Origin of the sequence: Alloalcanivorax xenomutans (assembly GCF_032810065.1) — a bacterium.
Classification (GTDB): Bacteria; Pseudomonadota; Gammaproteobacteria; order Pseudomonadales; family Alcanivoracaceae; genus Alloalcanivorax; species Alloalcanivorax xenomutans.
The window spans coordinates 1,461,823-1,479,517 of record NZ_CP136538.1; the positions used below are offsets into that span (position 1 = coordinate 1,461,823).

The following is a 17,695-nucleotide window of genomic DNA, read 5'->3' on the forward strand; positions in this document are numbered from 1 at the left end:
CTGGCGGGCAGGCTTTCCACCGCGCCTTGATTTTTCGCGGTGGAAAGCGGCTTGTTGGTGAACAGGCCTTAATGGACGGCGCTGTGTAACAGCACCTCGGGCTGAAGAACACTGGAATTAAGGAGCAGGCTTTCCGGCTCGCACACCACCGGCAGATCCTTGGCGGCGAGGGCATCAAGGATGCGCGCGCGCATGCGCAGGCTTTGCATTATCGAGGTTTCCGCGAGCAGTATCGCGAACTGGCCATGGCCGAGATAGGCCACCATATCCTGCTCACGCACCAGGGCGGCGAGGGAGTCGGCCAGCCGCTGGCGGCGGTCACACCGTTCCAGGCCGGTGCCGTGCAAACGCAAAATGGTGGCGCCGAGACCGTAGTCGCGGCAGCGCTGGCGTTCTTTTTCCAGAATCCGCGACCATCCAGTGACATCGAGAATGCCGGTATCCGGATCACGGCCATCATCTTCAAGAAAGTCACTGACCCTTTGCTGGTTGAGCAGGGAAAGGTTCCATGACAAGGCGGTTTCCAGTAGAAACGCCTGACGTTTCAAGGAAGGCAATAAGTGCTCGGCCAGATGGGGCTGCGGTTCCGGATCCAGCGCGCAAAGCACGGCAAGCAGGCGATCCCCGTCGCCGTACAGCGGCAGTCGCAGACAGGCCCCGACCTTCATCGGTCGATTCACCGGATAGGGCGGTGAATGGGCTTCGGCGTCCAGCAGTACGCCGGCATCGGTATGGGCTGGCGATCCGGTTCGGCCGCGGGTATCCGGCCATCTGAAGTGTTCGCCAATGGTCAAGGCATAGCCGCTACCGTTACTGCGCAGCAGGCGCCAATCGTCGCCGGTTTTACGAATCAGCATCCACAGGGACAGGCCGTAACGTTCGCGCAGGTCCCGTAGCTGGGTGTCGACAAACCGATGGAATGAGTGTGTTTTCCCCCACAACATAATTAAACACCGCTTGATTGTGATATTTTTTGTATATTGTGGGGCGGGAACCACTTCCTGACAACCGTCACCTTCGGTCTCCGCGAAATGCCTGGCCCGGTGGCGGCGGTATTCTCCCCGCCAGCCGGATACTCGAAGCCGCGCCCCCCAAAATGCGTCGCGTTCATTCTCGAAGCCAAGGATCCGTCTACCCCACAACACCCGTTTTACGTTCGGCACCGTTTGAGCCGCAAATATCGCCGTTCCTGGGAGCATTTCCCTGGAATCGGACGGGATAGTGGCAAAAACGATCGCCTCCTGCGCCGGGCGGCATCACAACTTCCACGAAATGGGGATGCGCGCCGGCGCTAGCCGCTTCCCCCGGCGTCCTTACGGAAATAACGCCGCGCCGCCTGGTTCACCTTGGGTGCCAGCGCCAGAGAAGCGGTCATGGTGGGGATCGCCATGAGTGCATACATGGTGTCCACCACACTGATCACCGTATTCAGCGATGCAATGGCGCCGAGTACTATTAAAAAAAGGTAAAACCATACGTAATGATGCTGATGGCGGGCGCCGATCATGAATCCCAGGCATTTGCTGCCGTAGTACCAGAATGTCAGCACCGTGCTGAAGGCCAGCACACTCACCGTCAGTGCCATGACCACCGAACCGGCCTCGTCGAACAGGCTGGCGAAGGCGGCGGCGGTCAGTGAGACGCCGTCATTGTCGCCGCTGGTCCAGACGCCACTGATCAGAATCACCAGAGCGGTGCAGGTGCACACTACCAGGGTGTCGATGACCGGGCCGAGCATGGCCACCAGACCCTCGCTGACCGGTTCGCGGGTGCGGGCGGCGCCATGGGCCATGGCTTCGGTGCCGATGCCGGCCTCATTGGAGAAAGCGGCGCGGCGGACCCCGGTGATGATCATCGCGCCAATAGCGCCGCCGACCATCGCCTGCCCGGTGAAGGCATCGACGACGATCAGCTTCAGTGCGGGAAGAATCTGGTCGCTGTTGCCGATCAGCACCACGCCGGTGAGGCTCAGATAGCTGAGCACCATGGCCGGCACCAGGGTGGAGGTGACCCGGGCCAGACGCGGCAGTTTGCCGGCCACCACCCCCAGTACCAGGATCGCCAGCAGCGCCCCGAGTCCGAGGTCGAACAAAAAGTGCTGGTCATCAGTGGTCCAGCCGGCTGGTGTGGCGATTACGTCCCGTACCACCTGGACCAGTTGATTGACCTGGAAGATCGGCATGGTGCCGAGCAGGCCGGCGAAGGCGAAGAAGTAAGCCAGCGGGCGCCAGCGCCGCCCCATGCCTTCGCGGATGATGTACATCGGGCCGCCCTGAAGCGTGCCCTCGCTGTCCTTGCCCCGGTACATCACCGCCAGGGTGCAGGTGTAGAACTTGGTGGCGATGCCGAGCAGGGCGCTCATCCACATCCAGAATATGGCGCCCGGACCGCCGGTGGCGATGGCGACCGCCACGCCACCCACGTTGCCCATGCCCAGAGTGCCGGACAATGCCGTGCTCAGGGCCTGAAAATGGGACAGCGAGCCCTGGTCGTCATGGTCCGGTGGTTTGAACAGCAGGCGCAGGCCCCGGCCGAGATGGCGATAGGGCAGCAGACGGGAATAAAGCAGGAAGAACAGGCCGCCGCCCACCAGCAAAGTGACCAGTGGCGGGCCCCAGACAAAGCCGACGATCTTCCCCAGTATCAGTTCGAGTTGTGATTCTGATTCATCCATGAAGCTTCACTCTAAGGAGTGAAGCCTGGAATTGCACGCCTAGGGCCTGTTCACGCTATTTGCATCGCGCCTGTTGCGGCTAAAACGTCACCAATCCAGGCACGAGGAGAGAAGTTTGGTCATTCCAAATGAACGACGAGTAACGCGGAGTGGTGACGTTTTAGCCGCAACCCGAAGGGCTGGAGCCCTTTTTACCTCCCGCGTCGTTGTCGGTTGCTCATTTGGAATGACCAAACCGCGCGCCCTCCGCCTCGCTGGAGGCAAAAAGGGCATCCAGCAGGCGCGATGGAAATAGGGTGAACAGGCCCGAGGTCAGTCGCGCAGGGCGCCGACGCGGGCGAAACGCTGCCGGTAATGGCTTGGCGACAAGCCGGTGTGGCGTTTGAACAGCCGGGAGAAACTGCTCACGTCCTGATAGCCGACCTGTTCGGCCAGGGTGCCCAGATTGGTGGCGCCGCGCTCCAGCATCTTGCGTGAGGCCTCGATGCGCACCCGTTGTAAATATTGCAGGGGCGGCTCGCCGAGAGCGGCGATAAAGCGCCGTTGCAACTGCCGGGGGCTGAGGTGCACGCGCTGGGCCAGATCGGCCAGGGTGGTGGGCTCGGCATAGTGCTCATGCAGCCAGGACTGCACCTGCTGCACCTGCTCGTCGCGGTGATAGGTCTTGGCCGGCAGACCGGCGTAGATGCTTTGCGGGTCGTTGCGCACGTCGATGACGAACGACTTGGCCAGCTCCCGCGCCATGTCGGCGCCGCAATAGCGCTCCACCAGCAGGATGGTCAGGTCGCGCCAGGCGGTACCGCCGCCGGCACAGAAGATGTTGCCATCCCGGGTGATCAACTCGCGTTCGTTCAGGTTCACCTGCGGGTAACGCTGGCGGAACAACGGGCTGTAGCCCCAATGGGTGGTGGCGCGGCGTCCGTCCAGCAAGCCGGCTTCGGCGAGCAGGAAGGCGCCGGTGCAGTTGCTGGCCAGATCGGCGCCGCCGGCATGCAGGAAACGCAGCCATTCCAGGGTGTCCTGTTCCGCTTTGAGCACACTGGTAATCTCGTTGCCAATGGTGGGCACCAGCACCAGATCGCTGCTGTCCACCCGCTCGATGGCGTTATCCACCGCCAGTCTCAGCCCGGCGTTGCAGCGCACCGGCTGGCCGCCGCGGGAGACCACCTGAACCTTGAATTGCCGGTCCAGGGGCAGACCGTGGATGCGGTTCCAGGTCACGCCGGTGAGGTTGAGCAGATCCACCACCCCTGCCAGGGCGGAGGCGAAAACGCCGTCATAGGCCAGGACGCTGACTTGATACATTGTTGTCCTTGGTAGGTTTGTCGCAAATCACCATGAATAAGTCATAGGCGACAATACCAGCCCTGGAGGAAGGGTGCCATTATTAGTTTGATCACTCCTGAATCCTGTGGTCATTGCCGGTGCGACGTTGCCAGATGCCGGTGGTGACCTTGCCAACAGGCGCTGATTCAGCCGGGCTGGTTGCCCGCGTAAGTCGTATATCGTCATCAGGCTCGGGAGCCTGCTTCGCAGGCATGCTGTGACGGTACTTTAAACCCCGGACCCAGGTCCGGGGTTTTTTTTGTTTATCGCACCCCGCCATGGTTTGACGGTGTATCGTATTACTGACGGGTTGATAACGTCGGCATTCCGTACTTGACCCAATACAGGACCTTTGCCTGCCGTTCACTCTCATTCAGGTGCGAATTGGTGTCGCCTGCCTCCTGGATGAAGAGCTTCGCCGCCTTGACGCTGGCACTGGGCCGCCCTTTTTTCACTGCTTTTTCAAAGTAGGACAGTGCCGTGTACGGTGCTTTGATGGCCGGCTCTCCTCCCACGGCGTAGTAAGTACCGATCTGCTGAAGGGCGAACGCATTGCCTTGTTGGGCGGCCCTTTGGAACCAGGGGAACGCCTCTTCCTGTTTCCCGTCAATGAGAAGGAGCTGGGCGAAGTTGGCCATGCCGGTGGCATCGCCGGCATCGGCGGATTTCCGGTACCAGGATTTGGCCTTGGAGCGGTCGCCCCAGCCATCGCGCTGGTAGAGCGTGCTGCCCAGATAATTCATCGCCCCGACGTGCCCGGCTTTGGCGGCTCTTTGGTAGGCGTTGACGGCCTTGTCGATATCCTTTGGCGTGCCTCTGCCGTACCGGTAGGCATGGCCTTGCTGGATCAGCGCGTAGAGACTGCCCGCCTCGGCGGCCTGGCCACTGAGCCTGAAGGCTTCGTCATAGCGGAAGGCTTCGGCATAGGCGCGGGCCAGTTCCGCCTGCAGGCGGCGGTGACCGGGGTGTTCGGCCAGTGCTTTTTCGCAGGCGGCAATCGCGGAGGCGATATCGATATCCTCACCCTCCACGGGAGAGATGCCCTTGACGCGATCCCAGTCGTCTTCATGGGTTGTCAGTTGATCACAGTGGGTGATGCCGATATTGGCCACGGGCTGATCCCTGGCGGCCGCCTGGTCGCTGCTGAACAGGCCGTCGAGAGAGAGATCGGGCATTTGATAACCCGCGCTGGCGCAACCGGCTAGTAACCAGGGTAGCAAGCCGGCGATAAGACGCCAGTGGGAGGCAAAGCTTTTGGGGGCGAACGTGTGCATGGTTAGCCGCCTTTTTGGTTTTTTTATGGTAGCCGGCTAGGACTAATTACTGTAACCGACTTCGCACTTCCCAGCTGAATCCCTGGGCGTCCCTCCCGGGCAGGTGCCGGAGCCGCTTGGGCTCCCTCCGCCTCCCGAGCCTGACATGGCTCCCGCCGCGGTGCCTACTGCATTGGATACGCCGATCATGATGTCACTGAACGTGCTCCAGCGGGCGGCTTTGCGGGCCTCGGCTTCGGCCTCGGCACGGCCCTGGGCAATCCGCTTTTGACGCTCGGCGATCGCCTCCGATGGGGGCGCCGGTCTTTCGAGGTCGGAGGGCGCCAGGCCGAGTTGGCACTCCATCGCCTGGATAATCGACATTTCCACCACATTGGTTTCCCAGCCCTGCCGGTACACCGACTGGACTTGAGGCAGCAACGGCGTGCCGGGATCGGCGACCAGGGAGGCCATCTCGCTCAGCCATGCCATGTTGGCTTCGTATTGCCGGCGGCTGACTCGCAGAAGGGCAGCGGGGCCGCCGGCCCTGGCGGCCAGCGCCGCCATGTCCAGCTCATACTGGCCATTGGGCAGCCGGGTCATGCCGGCCTGTCTGGCCAGCTCGGGGGAAATGTGCGGAATGGTCGAGGTGACGCAACCGTCCCGCGAGGGGATTGCCTCGGCCAGGGCTGGGGAAATCCAGATCGTCAGGAACAGGGCCGAAGCGCTCATTGTCGCCCGGATCAGGGGGGATGGGGCATATCTACTGCTATTGCGGTCGTCCGGCTCCATGGGTAGCTCCCGCTCAGCGTGATGCGTTCCTCATTGTAGGACTGCCGGATTTCATATCGCAACGCCCGCCACTGTTAAAGATTCTCATAGCGGTTCAGGTCCAGCACCCCGGCCTGGGTCGGTTCATGTTCCAACAAATAATCCCCCAGATCGTCGAAATAACGCCAGAATTCTGGGTGGGTACGGCGCACGCCGAAACGCTGAACCAGCCGTTCGAAGCCGCTCTCATCGCCCGCCCGCTCCATGGCCCGCACAAAGTCTCCCAACTCGCCCTCACGCAGATGGAACATGAAATTCGGATAGCTGGCGAGAACGCCGGGGTAAATCGTCACCGTGTCCAATTCGGGCTGATAGCGCAGTGATTCGCCCATCATGAACGCCACGTTGCTGTGGGCACGATTGCGCAGCAGTGTGTACACCGCCAGATCGCCGTTCTCGCCACGCACCTGCAGCAGGGACACTTCCGGCAGGTGATCGATCACCGGCAGATCGTCGGCCCGCCGTGACGCCAGCACGCTCAGTGCCTGCTGCACGCGCTGTTCGAGACCGTTGGCGCCGGGCAGGGCGCAATGCTCGTCCTGGCAGCGGTTCAGCGGGTCCGGGCGGGCATTGAGATGGGCGAAACGGGTCAGCAGCTTACCGTCGAATTCCTGCTTGGGCGTGCTGGTGCCATAGTCAATGCCGGTGGGGGTGTCGGTATCGACGCTGGCGTAGCTGATGAACAACTTGAGTTTGCCGGTCTTCTGATACCAATCGTCCAGCACCGGCTTGCGCGCCGCCGCCGGCAGGTAACGCAGCATGTTCTGTTCAGCGCCGTTGCGGATCAGGTCGAAATACAGGCGGGTCTGGGCCTGATGGGAGACCGAGCCGAACACGTCGAAATTCACCACCAGGGCATAGTAAGTGCGCTCGAACAGCGGGTAATCCATGACCCAGGTGGTCAGGGGCAGGTCGCCGATCAGACCGCGTCGCACCGAGGCGCTGTCATGATGGCGGAAAATGGTCAACAACGCGTTGCTGTTATCACCATCGCCGTCCCAGAGCGTTTCCCAGGTGGGGCCGCCGGGCGCGTGCCGGGCGTAGGCCTGCTGACGTTCGCGCAGGTAGCGATTGCGTTTGTGCTTGTACTTGAGCCATTGCGGGCCCAGTGAAATCAGATCGTCGTGCTGGCCGGGCAGGCCCAGTAGCGGCGTCGCCTGACGTTGATAGTCGGCATCGTCCACATAAAGGTCATGGTCCGGATCCTGGAACACTGTCCAGAACTGGTCGCGGATCACATCGGTGGCGATTTGTCCCCGGCATACCGGACCACGAATAAAGGTGCGCACGAAGTACTCGGCGTCGTCCAGCATGATCTGGTAACGGGCGCGGGCGGGAATGGCCTGAAACGTCTCGAACGGATTGGCGCGGGCATCGGCGTCATAGTCGGGCAGCGCACCGGGCTCCCAGGGTGTATCGAAGAACAGCGTCTCCATGCGTTCGCGCTTGGCGTCGGTGAGCGCGTAGGTAATATGGGTCTTGTGGACGATGGTCTCGGTGATCGGCCGCAACCGGTACCAGAACGGTGCACCGGGATCACCGTTGGGGCGGCGGGTGGCCACCGGCTCGATGGGTTCCCCCGGCGGCGTGTATGAGCGAACCAGGGAAAAGAAGTGGCGCGGCCGGCTCTGGCGGCCATCGTCGAAGTAGAGGTGAGCCAGGAACAGGTGCTCGTAGACCCAGCGGGCGACCAGACGCTGGCGCGGATTTTCCCGGTTGAGCCAGCTTTCCCAGGCCCGGATCCGGCCTTGTTCTTCCAATGTCAGCTTCACCGGCGTGGCCTCCAGCGGCGCGCCCTGGGCCAGCCAGCCTGTCAGCAGATCGAATTCCCGCTCGCTCAATGGCGGCAGCCCCAGCGGCATGCCTTCCAGCGGATGCTCGCGGGCGTAGTCCGCCATGTCCTCCGGTGCCGGGCAAACGTTGGCGCGGCCCAATCCCAGTTGAATCTCTTCCGGCAGCTTGCTGTTCGGCTCGAAGCGGTGGTGCCGGCCCAGTACCAGCATCTGATAAAGCAGGCCTTCGTCCATGGTCTGGCGGCCTTCCAGTACCGAGAAGAAGCCGCGATTACGCCATTCGCCGGAACTCCTCGCGTCAATGAACAGACGGGACGGCGCTGCCGCCGAGGTGCGCTGGCCGTTATACACCGGCGTCTGGTTGGCGCCCCGGGCCAGCCCTTCCGGCGATTCCAGTTTCAATTGGCAAGGGGCGTCATAACAGCCGTGGCAGGCGATACAGCGCTGCTCCAGGACCGGTCTGACCTGCTGCTGAAAGGAAACCGGCTGTGCCGATCCGGAGGAGGAGGGCGCGGCCGCGCCGATGCCGATCAGAGGCACAAAAAAAGCCACGGCTCCCAACAGAGCCTTTTGCAATCTTGTCACCTGGGTTCCCTCCGGTCGTGATTCGGTCGTCGCTCACCGGCAGTCTAGCGGATCGGAATATTGTCTGACCACGATGGCGAAAACGTGAATCAGCGGCGACCGGGCCGATCGGGCCGGTTGGCAGGGATAACCGGTGGCATCGGAATCGGCTTGAGCGCTTTCGGCAGGTAAAGCGGATGAGCGGGTTCCCCCGAGCCGTTCATGCGCAGACAGTGCAGGGCGTCGCCGAGGCGGTCGCGCACCTGGGCGGCGCGATTGCCATGACGGCCATGATTGCCCCAGCCGGCCACCACCAGGCTGGCGTCGCGGGCCAGCTTGCTCAGCCACTGGTCGTTGCGTGGCCCCACCGGATCGTCGGCGGCGAACAGGTCGCTCGGATAAGTGGCCCGATAGGCGAACAGGTTGGCCACGCACAGCGCTGAATAGCCCCAGTCCCGGGCAAAACCGATGCAGCGGCGAATGGTCGGGTCATCGCGGCGGTGATCGGCGGTGGACGGGTTCAGCGCCACCAGCAGCACATAGTCATCGCCCTCGGCCCAGCGGCGCCAGAGGGCATAGCGGTATTGGCGGCAGCGGGAAAAATGGGCGCTTCGTTGCATGGTTGGGGATTTTAACCCATGTTGGCGTGGCGCGGGCTGTATTCGTGAGTATTTTCATGCCTGTCGGCTTGCGGCTAAGCGTGGGATTCTGACCTCGCCCTCACTTTCCTGGCAGATCAGCCACCGGCGAAGAGCTCAGCGCTTCGCGCAATTGTGATTGCCGACGGCTGTCCAGCGGGAAACGCCACATCAATGCCATTACCACCAGGTTGCAGCAGGTCGGCACGGCGACGAATAGCCAGGCAAGTTGGTCAAGGACTGCCCTGGAATTATGCCCCTGGCTATCGAAGCCGATGGCTTGCAATGCCCAGAATGTGCCACCCACCGCCAAGGCTCCGCCGGCCTTGCGGGTCAATGCCATGAATGAGTAGAGCAAGCCGGTACGTTTTTCGCCCGTGCGATGCTCATCCAGATCGGCGACATCGGCCATGATGGAACGCAGCAACAGGCCGGCTCCGCCGACATTGATACCCAGGAGGACCATCAGCCCGGCGGCTGCGGCGAAATTGCCATCCGGGACCAGCAGCGCCAACGGGGGAAAGGCGACGTAAAAAGCGCAGCAACCGATCAGTGTCTGGTGCTTACCGAACCGGTAGCTGGTCTTGACGATAAGAGGAACAAAACCGAGACCGGCGAGAAAGTAGATCAGCATGAGCAAGCTGGCGCTGCCTCCCAGGTGCCACTTCTCACTGACCATGTAAAGAAACAAGGCGCCCACTGAAGCGCCGGCGGCTCCACTGATCGTGTCGGCGAGAATAACGCGACCCAGGGGCTGATTGGTGATCAAAGCCCTGATAGTGCTTGCCAGGGCCAGGGGTGGAACCGTCCGCCTGGGAGGTTCGCCGACGGAGCGCACACTGATCAAGACCGCGACAGGGAGAAGAATTAGTAGGAAGCCACCCATGGCGGCTATCCGGTGGGCTTCCATGTTCTCCCCGCCGATCTGTTCGATAACGGCGGGAAGCACTAGCACCAATGGTATACCGATGATTTCCCCGGCTTCCCGGAATCCATGAATGCGGGAGCGCTGATGGTAATCCTCGGACAATTCCGCTGCCCAGGAGAGGTGGGGAATGGTAAGCATGGTCCAACCGAGATATAGAACCAGCAACCAGCCCAGCAGGTAGGTAGCAGAAGTCGTGGCTGGCGGCATGAAGACAAACCAAGTGGCGATGCAGATCAGCGGTGTGGCGCCGATGATCCAGGGGCGCCTGTGGCCCCAACGTGAAGGGTAGCGATCCGAAAGGAATCCGATCAGTGGGTCACAAACCACGTCCCAGAGTCTGGCGACCATGAACAGGGTACCCACCAAACCAAGACCGAGCCCTTGGGATGAGGCGTAAAACTGGGGCAGATACAGCGATATGGGGAGCCCCAGGGCGGCGATGGGAACACAAGGGGCGGCAAAGGCTGCCAGCCGCCAGCCGGGCAGAGGACGTTGGTTCATGTATTTTCCTCTTCGCAAAGCGAGGACTCTTGTTATTTGATGTCGATGAGCAATTCGATACTTTGCGTATCGAAAAGTCAATACCGTGCGTATCGAAATTGCATTGGGGGTGCGCTAGACTGCTAATCCCGCATTGAGAAGAGAGATAACGGTGACCGGGACTCGACCCAAGCAACGCCGCCGACCACGGGTTCGCCCTACCCGGGAACAGACCCGTGAGCGTATTCTGGCCGCCGCTGACGCGGTGTTTCGTGAACGGGGTTTCCATCCGTCGAGAATCGAGGAAATCGCTGAGCGAGCAGGTTTTACCAAAGGCGCGGTGTATTCCAGTTTCGCCAACAAGGACGAGATCTTTCTGGATTTGTTGGTGGAACGGGTAGCCCAACGGTCTCGCTATGTCATCGATAAGCTGGCTCAGGTGGAACCGGGGAAGGCCCGCGCACGGGCGTTGGGCGTGGCGCTAACGGACCTCATGGATCTGGAGCCGGATTGGCCACCGTTATTGCTCGAGTTCTGGATTCATGCGCTGCGTGATACGGCGTTGCGGGAACGGCTGGGGGCCTTGCGTATGACATTGCGCCGCTCAGTGGTTGATGCTCTTGGATCGGATGCGTCGCTGCCTGCGGAATGGAGTGCCACCTTGGTATTCGCGCTGGCCAACGGTCTCGGTCTTGAGCGCATTACCGATTCGCGGGCGGTGCCCGATTCGCTGCTCCCGATGGTGCTGGAACGGGTATTCGCCACAGCCTGATCCGGTGTTTGGCGGTCACGATACTTCGCTTGAAAAACTGTTGCCATGCTGTCAGAGATGGAGAACAGACATTGAATAGGGAGGGCTCCCCATGAGCGAGCACGTCTACAAAAAGCTGGAACTGGTTGGTTCATCCAAGGACAGCATCGAAGGCGCGATTCATAACGCCATCGCCGCCGCCGGCAAGAGCGTCAAGAACGTGGAATGGTTCGAAGTCCGGGAGACGCGCGGCCATGTGGAAAACGGCAAAGTCGCCCATTTCCAGGTGGTGGTGAAGGTGGGCTTTCGAGTTGACGTCTGAGCTGGCCTGAAGCACACGCCAACGGAACAATCCGTTGGCGTGTGTCGGCGTCAGAGGGCTTCCAGCGACAGCGGCCGCTGACAAACGCGGGTGCGCTTGAGAATGTTCAGCTGCTTGGCGGTGAGATCCTGCGGCAGCGCCACGGTGCTGTGTTCCTGATGAATGCGGATGGCGCCGATCAGGCGGCTCGGCAGACCCGCTTCGTTGGCGATGGCGCCGACCAGATTGCCCGGCCGTACGCCGTGGGCGTGGCCCACTTCCACCCGGTAAACCTGCATGTCTCCGTTGGCGTCGCCGTCGCTGCCGGCGGCACGGCGGCGATTGTTGGCCGGCCGGCCTTCCTTGCGCGGATGGTCCTTGCGAGGGCCCTCTTTGTGAGCGCGCGGCGGTTTGCCCACCGGGGCCGGCTTGAGAATCACCGGCTCCTTGGCCACCAGCAGCGCCGCCAGGCCCAGAGCCAGCTTTTCATCGTCCAGATCCAGCTGTTCGCGCAGGGCGCTCAGTACCGTCTCCGCCTCTTCGCGATGTTTGCTTTCCAGGCCCGCCACCAGCTGCTCCTGCAGCTTGGCCAGACGCTTGCTGTTAAGTGCGTCGACGCTGGGCAGGTCCATGGATTCCAGGCTCTGGCCGGTGGCACGCTCAATCGCGCGCAACATGCCCCGCTCACGGTGCGACACGAACAGGATCGCCTCGCCGTTACGTCCGGCCCGGCCGGTACGGCCGATCCGGTGCACATAGGCTTCGGTGTCGGCGGGCATGTCGTAGTTGATCACGTGGCTGATACGCGGCACGTCCAGGCCACGGGCCACCACGTCGGTGGCGATCAGCAGATCAAAGCGGCCTTCACGCAGGCGGGCCACGGTTTTTTCCCGCTGCGCCTGGGGGATATCGCCGTTCAGGGCTTCCGCGCGCAGGCCCCGGCGTTGCAGTTGCTCGGCCAGCTCCAGGGTGGACTGCTTGGTGCGGGCGAAGACGATGACGCCGTCGTGGGGCTCGCCTTCCAGGATACGGCACATGGCGTCCAGCTTGTTGAGGCCGGAGACCGGCCAGAAGCGCTGGCGGATGCCGTTATTGGTGGTGGTATCGCTTTCGATGCGAATCCACTTCGGTGACTTCAGATGGCGCTCGGCCACGCGCCGGATCACATTCGGCATGGTGGCGGAAAACAGCGCCAGCTGCCGCTCGTCCGGGGTGTGTTCCAGGATCCATTCGACGTCGTCGATGAAGCCCATGCGCAGCATTTCGTCGGCTTCGTCCAGCACCAGCGCCTGCAGACGATCCAGGTTCAGACTGCCGCGCTGCATGTGATCCATGATCCGGCCAGGGGTGCCCACCACCACCTGGGCGCCGTCTCGCAACGCGCGCAATTGGGTGCGGTATTCACTACCGCCGTATACCGCCACGACCTTAACGCCGCGCAACTGGCGGGCGAAGGTTTCCATGGCGTCGGCCACTTGCAGGGCCAGTTCGCGAGTGGGGGCGATCACCAGCAGCTGTGGGCAACGCTGCTCTGGATCGATACGGGCGAGCAACGGCAGGCCGAAAGCGGCGGTCTTGCCGGTACCGGTTTGTGCTTGGCCGAGCAGATCATCGCCGTCCAGCAGGACGGGGATGCTACGCTCCTGGATCGGCGACGGGGTTTCAAAACCCAGTTTGCCGATGGCATCAAGAAGGGGCGCGGGCAAGCCCAAAGCGGCGAACCCGGAATCGCTATGCAACATGAAGGGGACCTTTCAGTGAAAAGGACGCAGGCCAGTATGGCGGGGGGCGTGGACTATACGGTAAATGGCGGGAGAATGCATCTTTTTCTTTGTCGGCACGCCTGCATGGGGAGGATCGCTCCCACAGCAGCTTTGTAAAACCCGCTGTGGGAGCTGCCCTGGCAGCGAATAGCGTGTGGTTGGCCTTACAGCGGCAGCACCTCGAACGTGCCCAGGTACTCCAGGCGGCGCCGTTCGGCCTGTTTGTGGCTGACGTTCTGGTCGCTGGCTTCCGCCTCCAGGAAGAAGCGGCCGGCGTGGGGCCATTCGATCGCCACTTCGCCGTTGTCGTCGCTGGTGACGGTCCAGTCTTGCTGGGCGTCGCGGTAGCGGGTGCCGGCGGGCAGCAGATGAACCTCCAGGCCGGCGGCGGGCTTGCCGTCGACGACGAAGCGGAAGCGCGCGGTTTCACCGCTGTAGAGATCGTTAGGGTGGGTCACCGGCACCAGTTCCAGGCCCTTGCCGGTGGGTTTCAGCGCGGCGGTGTCGGGGGCGCCGACGGAGGCGAAGGTCTCGATGCGGCTGACCGATTCCAGCAGGCGCACTTTGTCGGCGCCTTTCGGCACCTTCTTCAGCAGTGCCTCGGCATCCTCGCCGAACAGCCGCTTGCGTTCGCCGTCCTGCTCGAAGAAGGCGAGGAAGAAATGGCCCGGCAGGGCAATGCGATAGCTGCCGGTTGCCGCCAGATTGACGTCAAATATGCTGCGCCGGTGCATCTCCAGAAGATGATCGGTTTCCGCCGCCTTGCCATCGGGGCCGGTGACTTGCAGGCGTTCCAGGGAATAAGCGCGATCCGGGTAGAAGATGTCGTTGGAAACGCTGGCGTCGACGCTGATCCATTGCGCTTCGGAGACCACGGTGTGGGTCGGCAGCAGCCAGCGCTTGTGGGCCTGGGCGGCGGGGGAGAGCAGTAGCAGCGCGGAGACCGCGGCGGCGGCCAGGGAAACGGGTTTCATGGTTTGGCTCCTGTCAATGCCGGTATTTAAAGGGAAAGAGCTAAGGAGTAAGGGTCAGAGTGACGTCATGCAGTTCTTCCGTGCCTTCGGCACGGAGCTGTTGGGCGCTGGCGGGAGGCCATTGGAACGGAATCCGTACTACCTCGCGGCCCCCCACTTCGCGGGCGGCCTCCACCACCAGTTGGTAGTCGCCTGCAGGCAGTTCGGCCATCGCCGGCAGCTCGGAAAAGTCCACGCTGTGCTGGCCCGGCGAACGGGTGGCGCCGGTGAGGCCGTCATAAGGGGCGCTTTGCGAGCGGCCGGTGCGGCGCCACCACTGGCGCAGGTCCTTGAGCCATTTTTCCTGGTCGTCGTACCAGAGTCCCAGCGGGGCGGCCACGGTGTTTTCCGGCGTCTCGATCCAGAACGCCACATAGGGCGCGTGGTATTCCGCCACCCGCAACCGTGGCACTTCCACTTCCACCTGGAACTGGGCGGCCTCGGCGGCGAAGGCCAGGGCGGACAGCATTACTATCGGGATCAAACGCATGACCATCTCCTAATGCATGAAAAAGGCAATCAGCAACCACGGCAGCACCAAGCCAAGCGCCGTGACCGGCCAGGTGGCCGGGCGCCGGCGGGAATGCAGGAACATCAGAGCCAGGCCGGTGAAGGCGAACAGCAGGGTGGCGACGGCGAAAATATCGATGAACCAGCGCCATACGGTGCCAGTGTCGCGGCCTTTGTGCAGATCATTGAGAAAAGCAATCCAGCCCCGGTCGGTGTTTTCGTAAAGCACCTCGCCACTATTTCGATCTATGGCCAGCCAAGCGTCACCGCCGGCCCGGGGCATGGCCAGATACACCTCCTGGCCGGACCATTCCGCCTCGCGGTCGTTCACGTCGATGCCCTGATCCCGCCTCAGCCAGTCCCGCAGTGGCCGGGGCAGGGCGCCTTGATCCTGGCGGTTCAATTCGGCCAGCAACGGTTCGGGCAAGGTCGCGGTCAGCTCTTCCACTTTGGGTTCGCCGTCGATCTGGGTGGCATGGTTGAGGGTGATGCCGGTGACGCTGAACAGCACCATGCACACCAGGCACAGGGCCGAACTGACCCAGTGCCATTGGTGAAGCTGCTTGAGCCAACGCGCTTTTGCTTTCTTGTCCAAGCCGGAGATCTTCCACTGCCCTGGGTTTGCGGATGGCTGGCATGTTATTGCGAATGGTTCGCACTAACAATGAAGGAGGCGGGTAAAGAATGTAAGCAGGGAACCTTGCGGCGAGATCAGGGACGAACCAGCCATTCCCTTTGTGAATGATAATTCTTATTCTTTACAAATGACTGCGATATCCCCCTGCCCGGCCCGTCTTTTGGTAATCGAGGACGACGCCGTGCTATGCACCCATTTACAGGACTTTCTGACCTCCCGGCAGCACCAGGTAACGGTATGCCGCGACGGCCGGGCTGGCTTGCAACAAGCGCTGGACCAGCCGTTCGACCTGGTGTTGCTGGACATTCTGTTGCCCGGCATGAATGGCCTCGACTTGCTGGCGGAGCTGCGTCAGCGCAGCGGCGTTCCGGTGATCGTGCTGTCCGCCCTGGGCGATGAGCAGGATCGTATCAGCGGTCTGATGAAAGGAGCCGACGACTATTTGCCCAAGCCCTTCAGCTCCGCCGAGCTGGCGGTGCGGGTGGAAGCGGTATTACGGCGGGTGACGCTGGAGCGGCGCCAGAGCCAGGGCGTGGCGCCGGTGGGCGCTCTGGTCCTGCGCACCGAGGATGAAACCGCTTGGTACCGGGAGGCCGATCTGGGGCTGACCACCACGGAGTTCCGTCTGCTGCAGGTGTTCCTGGAACATCGTGATCAGGTGCTGAGCAAGGCTTTTCTGTATCAGGCGGTGTTGCATCGCGGCTATGGCCGTCATGATCGCAGCCTTGATCTGCACGTCAGCCATCTACGTCGCAAGCTGCGCGATGTCGGCATGGCGGAACAACCGCTGCGCACGGTCTGGGGCCAGGGCTACACCCTGGTGTCCGAGGCGCTGTAATGCCCGGCCGTCATTCCCTGTTCTGGCGCCTTGCCCTGGTGTTGTGTCTGAGCGCGGTGGTGATCGTGGCCTGCAGCCGCTGGGTGACGATCTGGGTGGCCAACCAGGTGGTGCTGCTCAGTGATCAGGCCAAGGCGGAAATGCTGGGCTATGCCCATGAGGCGGAAGCGGCCTGGCGGGCGGGCGGCGAGCAGGGCGTGGCCGCCTGGCTGGCGGAGCTCGACCAGCGGGTGCCGGGGGAGGCCATGGTGGTGGACACTGCCGGACGCTCTCTGAGTGGCACCCCGCTCACCGACAACCAGATCGCCGGCTTTCGTTTTCAGCGCGAGCTGGATTGGCGCATGAGCTTCCGCTACCGCGAAATGCCGTTCATCGGCATGCCGTTTCCCGGCGCGCCGGACCAGGGCCGCCTGGTAATGCAGTTACCGCCGGAACACATGCCCGGTGGGGCCTGGCCGCTGCAACGCATCCTGATTCTGACCTTGCTGCCCGGCATCATGGCGCTGCTGGCGGTGATTCTGATCTATTGGCGCATCATGGTGCCGTTGCGGGCGCTGGAAGCCCAGGTGCACCGCTTCCGCGACGAGCCCGCGTCGCGGGTGGAAACCACCCTTACCGAACGGCGTGACGAATTCGGGGAACTGGGGCGCAGTTTCAACAGCATGGCGGAACGGGTGTCCGGTTTGCTGGCAAGCCAGCGGCAGCTTCTGCATGACATGTCCCACGAGCTGCGCACGCCTCTGAGCCGGTTGAATGTGGCGCTGGACAGTCCGCTGGACGAACCGGCCCTGCGCCAGCGGGTCGCCACGGAAGTGGACAAGATGCGCACCCTGGTGGACGACACCCTGGCCCTGGTGTGGCACGACACCGAACAACGCGGCTCGGAAACCGGTCCGTTGTCGGTACGGGAAATCTGGGATCTGGTGGTGGACGACGCCGCCTTTGAAAGCGGCTGGGATCCGTTGCGGTTCCGTTGCCAGTTGCCCGAGCACGCCATGGTGCTCGGCAACCTCAATGACTTCGCGCTGACCCTGGAAAACCTGGTGCGCAATGCCATTCGCCATTCCCCGGTGAACGGCGAAGTGGTGCTGCACGGGAACCGGGAAGGGCAATACTGGCACCTGTGGCTGGCGGACCAGGGACCGGGGGTACCGGAGGAACGCCTGGAGTCGATCTTCGCGCCGTTCGTGCGTCTGGACCCGGCCCGCACCACCGACAGCGGTTTCGGTCTGGGGCTCAGTATCGCGCGCCGTGCGGTGATCCGGCAGGCCGGCGAGTTGTGGGCGGAGAATGGCCACCCCGGTCTGCGCGTGCATGTGCGTCTGGCGGCGGCCGGAAATGTATAAAGTGTAATCCTGCCTTTTTCATCAAATAAGAATCTATATCATTCCTGTT

At 62.4% G+C, this 17,695-nt stretch carries 16 protein-coding genes; 4 read left to right on the forward strand and 12 right to left on the reverse strand.

The features are described 5' to 3' along the window. Positions 1–68: 68 nt before the first annotated feature. The 8 genes from RYH70_RS06895 to RYH70_RS06930 form a co-directional block, all read right to left on the reverse strand. A complete protein-coding gene (locus RYH70_RS06895; protein WP_022995552.1) occupies positions 69–944 on the reverse strand; it encodes a GAF domain-containing protein in 876 nt (291 codons plus the stop codon). 347 nt (positions 945–1,291) lie between these two features. Next, positions 1,292–2,674: an alanine/glycine:cation symporter family protein gene (locus RYH70_RS06900; RefSeq protein WP_026948991.1), complete on the reverse strand. Its 1,383-nt coding sequence runs from the start codon at positions 2,672–2,674 to the stop codon at positions 1,292–1,294. Positions 2,675–2,986: 312 nt separating this feature from the next. After that, a complete protein-coding gene (locus tag RYH70_RS06905) occupies positions 2,987–3,979 on the reverse strand; it encodes a GlxA family transcriptional regulator (protein WP_022996688.1) in 993 nt (330 codons plus the stop codon). Between the two features lie 320 nt (positions 3,980–4,299). Further along, the gene (locus RYH70_RS06910) at positions 4,300–5,274 is read right to left on the reverse strand and encodes a tetratricopeptide repeat protein (protein ID WP_317009969.1); all 975 of its coding nucleotides are present in this window, start codon (positions 5,272–5,274) and stop codon (positions 4,300–4,302) included. A gap of 42 nt (positions 5,275–5,316) precedes the next feature. Continuing rightward, entirely contained in the window at positions 5,317–5,985 is a 669-nt protein-coding gene (locus RYH70_RS06915; protein ID WP_145912288.1) for a hypothetical protein, read from the reverse strand. Positions 5,986–6,119: 134 nt separating this feature from the next. Further along, the gene (locus RYH70_RS06920) at positions 6,120–8,462 is read right to left on the reverse strand and encodes a fatty acid cis/trans isomerase (RefSeq protein WP_317009970.1); all 2,343 of its coding nucleotides are present in this window, start codon (positions 8,460–8,462) and stop codon (positions 6,120–6,122) included. Positions 8,463–8,551: 89 nt separating this feature from the next. Then, on the reverse strand, positions 8,552–9,061 hold the full coding sequence (locus RYH70_RS06925; protein ID WP_317009971.1) for a DUF1643 domain-containing protein: 510 nt from the start codon (positions 9,059–9,061) through the stop codon (positions 8,552–8,554). A gap of 100 nt (positions 9,062–9,161) precedes the next feature. Further along, positions 9,162–10,508 (reverse strand): MFS transporter, encoded by a 1,347-nt coding sequence (locus tag RYH70_RS06930; protein ID WP_317009972.1) that lies wholly within the window; start codon positions 10,506–10,508, stop codon positions 9,162–9,164. Between the two features lie 151 nt (positions 10,509–10,659). Here RYH70_RS06930 and RYH70_RS06935 point away from each other — a divergent pair, with 151 nt between their 5' ends. Next, entirely contained in the window at positions 10,660–11,259 is a 600-nt protein-coding gene (locus RYH70_RS06935; RefSeq protein WP_317009973.1) for a TetR/AcrR family transcriptional regulator, read from the forward strand. A gap of 91 nt (positions 11,260–11,350) precedes the next feature. Further along, entirely contained in the window at positions 11,351–11,560 is a 210-nt protein-coding gene (locus RYH70_RS06940; RefSeq protein WP_014993836.1) for a dodecin, read from the forward strand. 50 nt (positions 11,561–11,610) lie between these two features. On the opposite strand, the gene RYH70_RS06945 is transcribed toward RYH70_RS06940, so the two are convergent. The 4 genes from RYH70_RS06945 to RYH70_RS06960 form a co-directional block, all read right to left on the reverse strand. Next, the gene (locus RYH70_RS06945) at positions 11,611–13,281 is read right to left on the reverse strand and encodes a DEAD/DEAH box helicase (RefSeq protein ID WP_022996691.1); all 1,671 of its coding nucleotides are present in this window, start codon (positions 13,279–13,281) and stop codon (positions 11,611–11,613) included. A 185-nt stretch (positions 13,282–13,466) separates the two neighbouring features. Next, positions 13,467–14,276 carry a DUF4198 domain-containing protein gene (locus tag RYH70_RS06950; protein ID WP_317009974.1) on the reverse strand — a complete coding sequence of 270 codons (810 nt, stop codon included), beginning with the start codon at positions 14,274–14,276 and terminating at the stop codon, positions 13,467–13,469. A gap of 40 nt (positions 14,277–14,316) precedes the next feature. Then, the gene (locus RYH70_RS06955; RefSeq protein ID WP_080530672.1) at positions 14,317–14,805 is read right to left on the reverse strand and encodes a DUF2271 domain-containing protein; all 489 of its coding nucleotides are present in this window, start codon (positions 14,803–14,805) and stop codon (positions 14,317–14,319) included. A gap of 9 nt (positions 14,806–14,814) precedes the next feature. After that, positions 14,815–15,420 (reverse strand): PepSY-associated TM helix domain-containing protein, encoded by a 606-nt coding sequence (locus RYH70_RS06960; protein WP_080530673.1) that lies wholly within the window; start codon positions 15,418–15,420, stop codon positions 14,815–14,817. A gap of 169 nt (positions 15,421–15,589) precedes the next feature. Here RYH70_RS06960 and RYH70_RS06965 point away from each other — a divergent pair, with 169 nt between their 5' ends. Both RYH70_RS06965 and RYH70_RS06970 read left to right on the forward strand, forming a co-directional pair. Further along, complete coding sequence (locus tag RYH70_RS06965; RefSeq protein WP_026948986.1) at positions 15,590–16,300, forward strand: response regulator transcription factor; 711 nt, start codon at positions 15,590–15,592, stop codon at positions 16,298–16,300. Then, on the forward strand, positions 16,300–17,646 hold the full coding sequence (locus RYH70_RS06970) for a sensor histidine kinase (protein ID WP_317009975.1): 1,347 nt from the start codon (positions 16,300–16,302) through the stop codon (positions 17,644–17,646). The genes RYH70_RS06965 and RYH70_RS06970 overlap by 1 nt, the downstream gene beginning before the upstream one ends. The last annotated feature ends 49 nt before the right edge of the window (positions 17,647–17,695 follow it).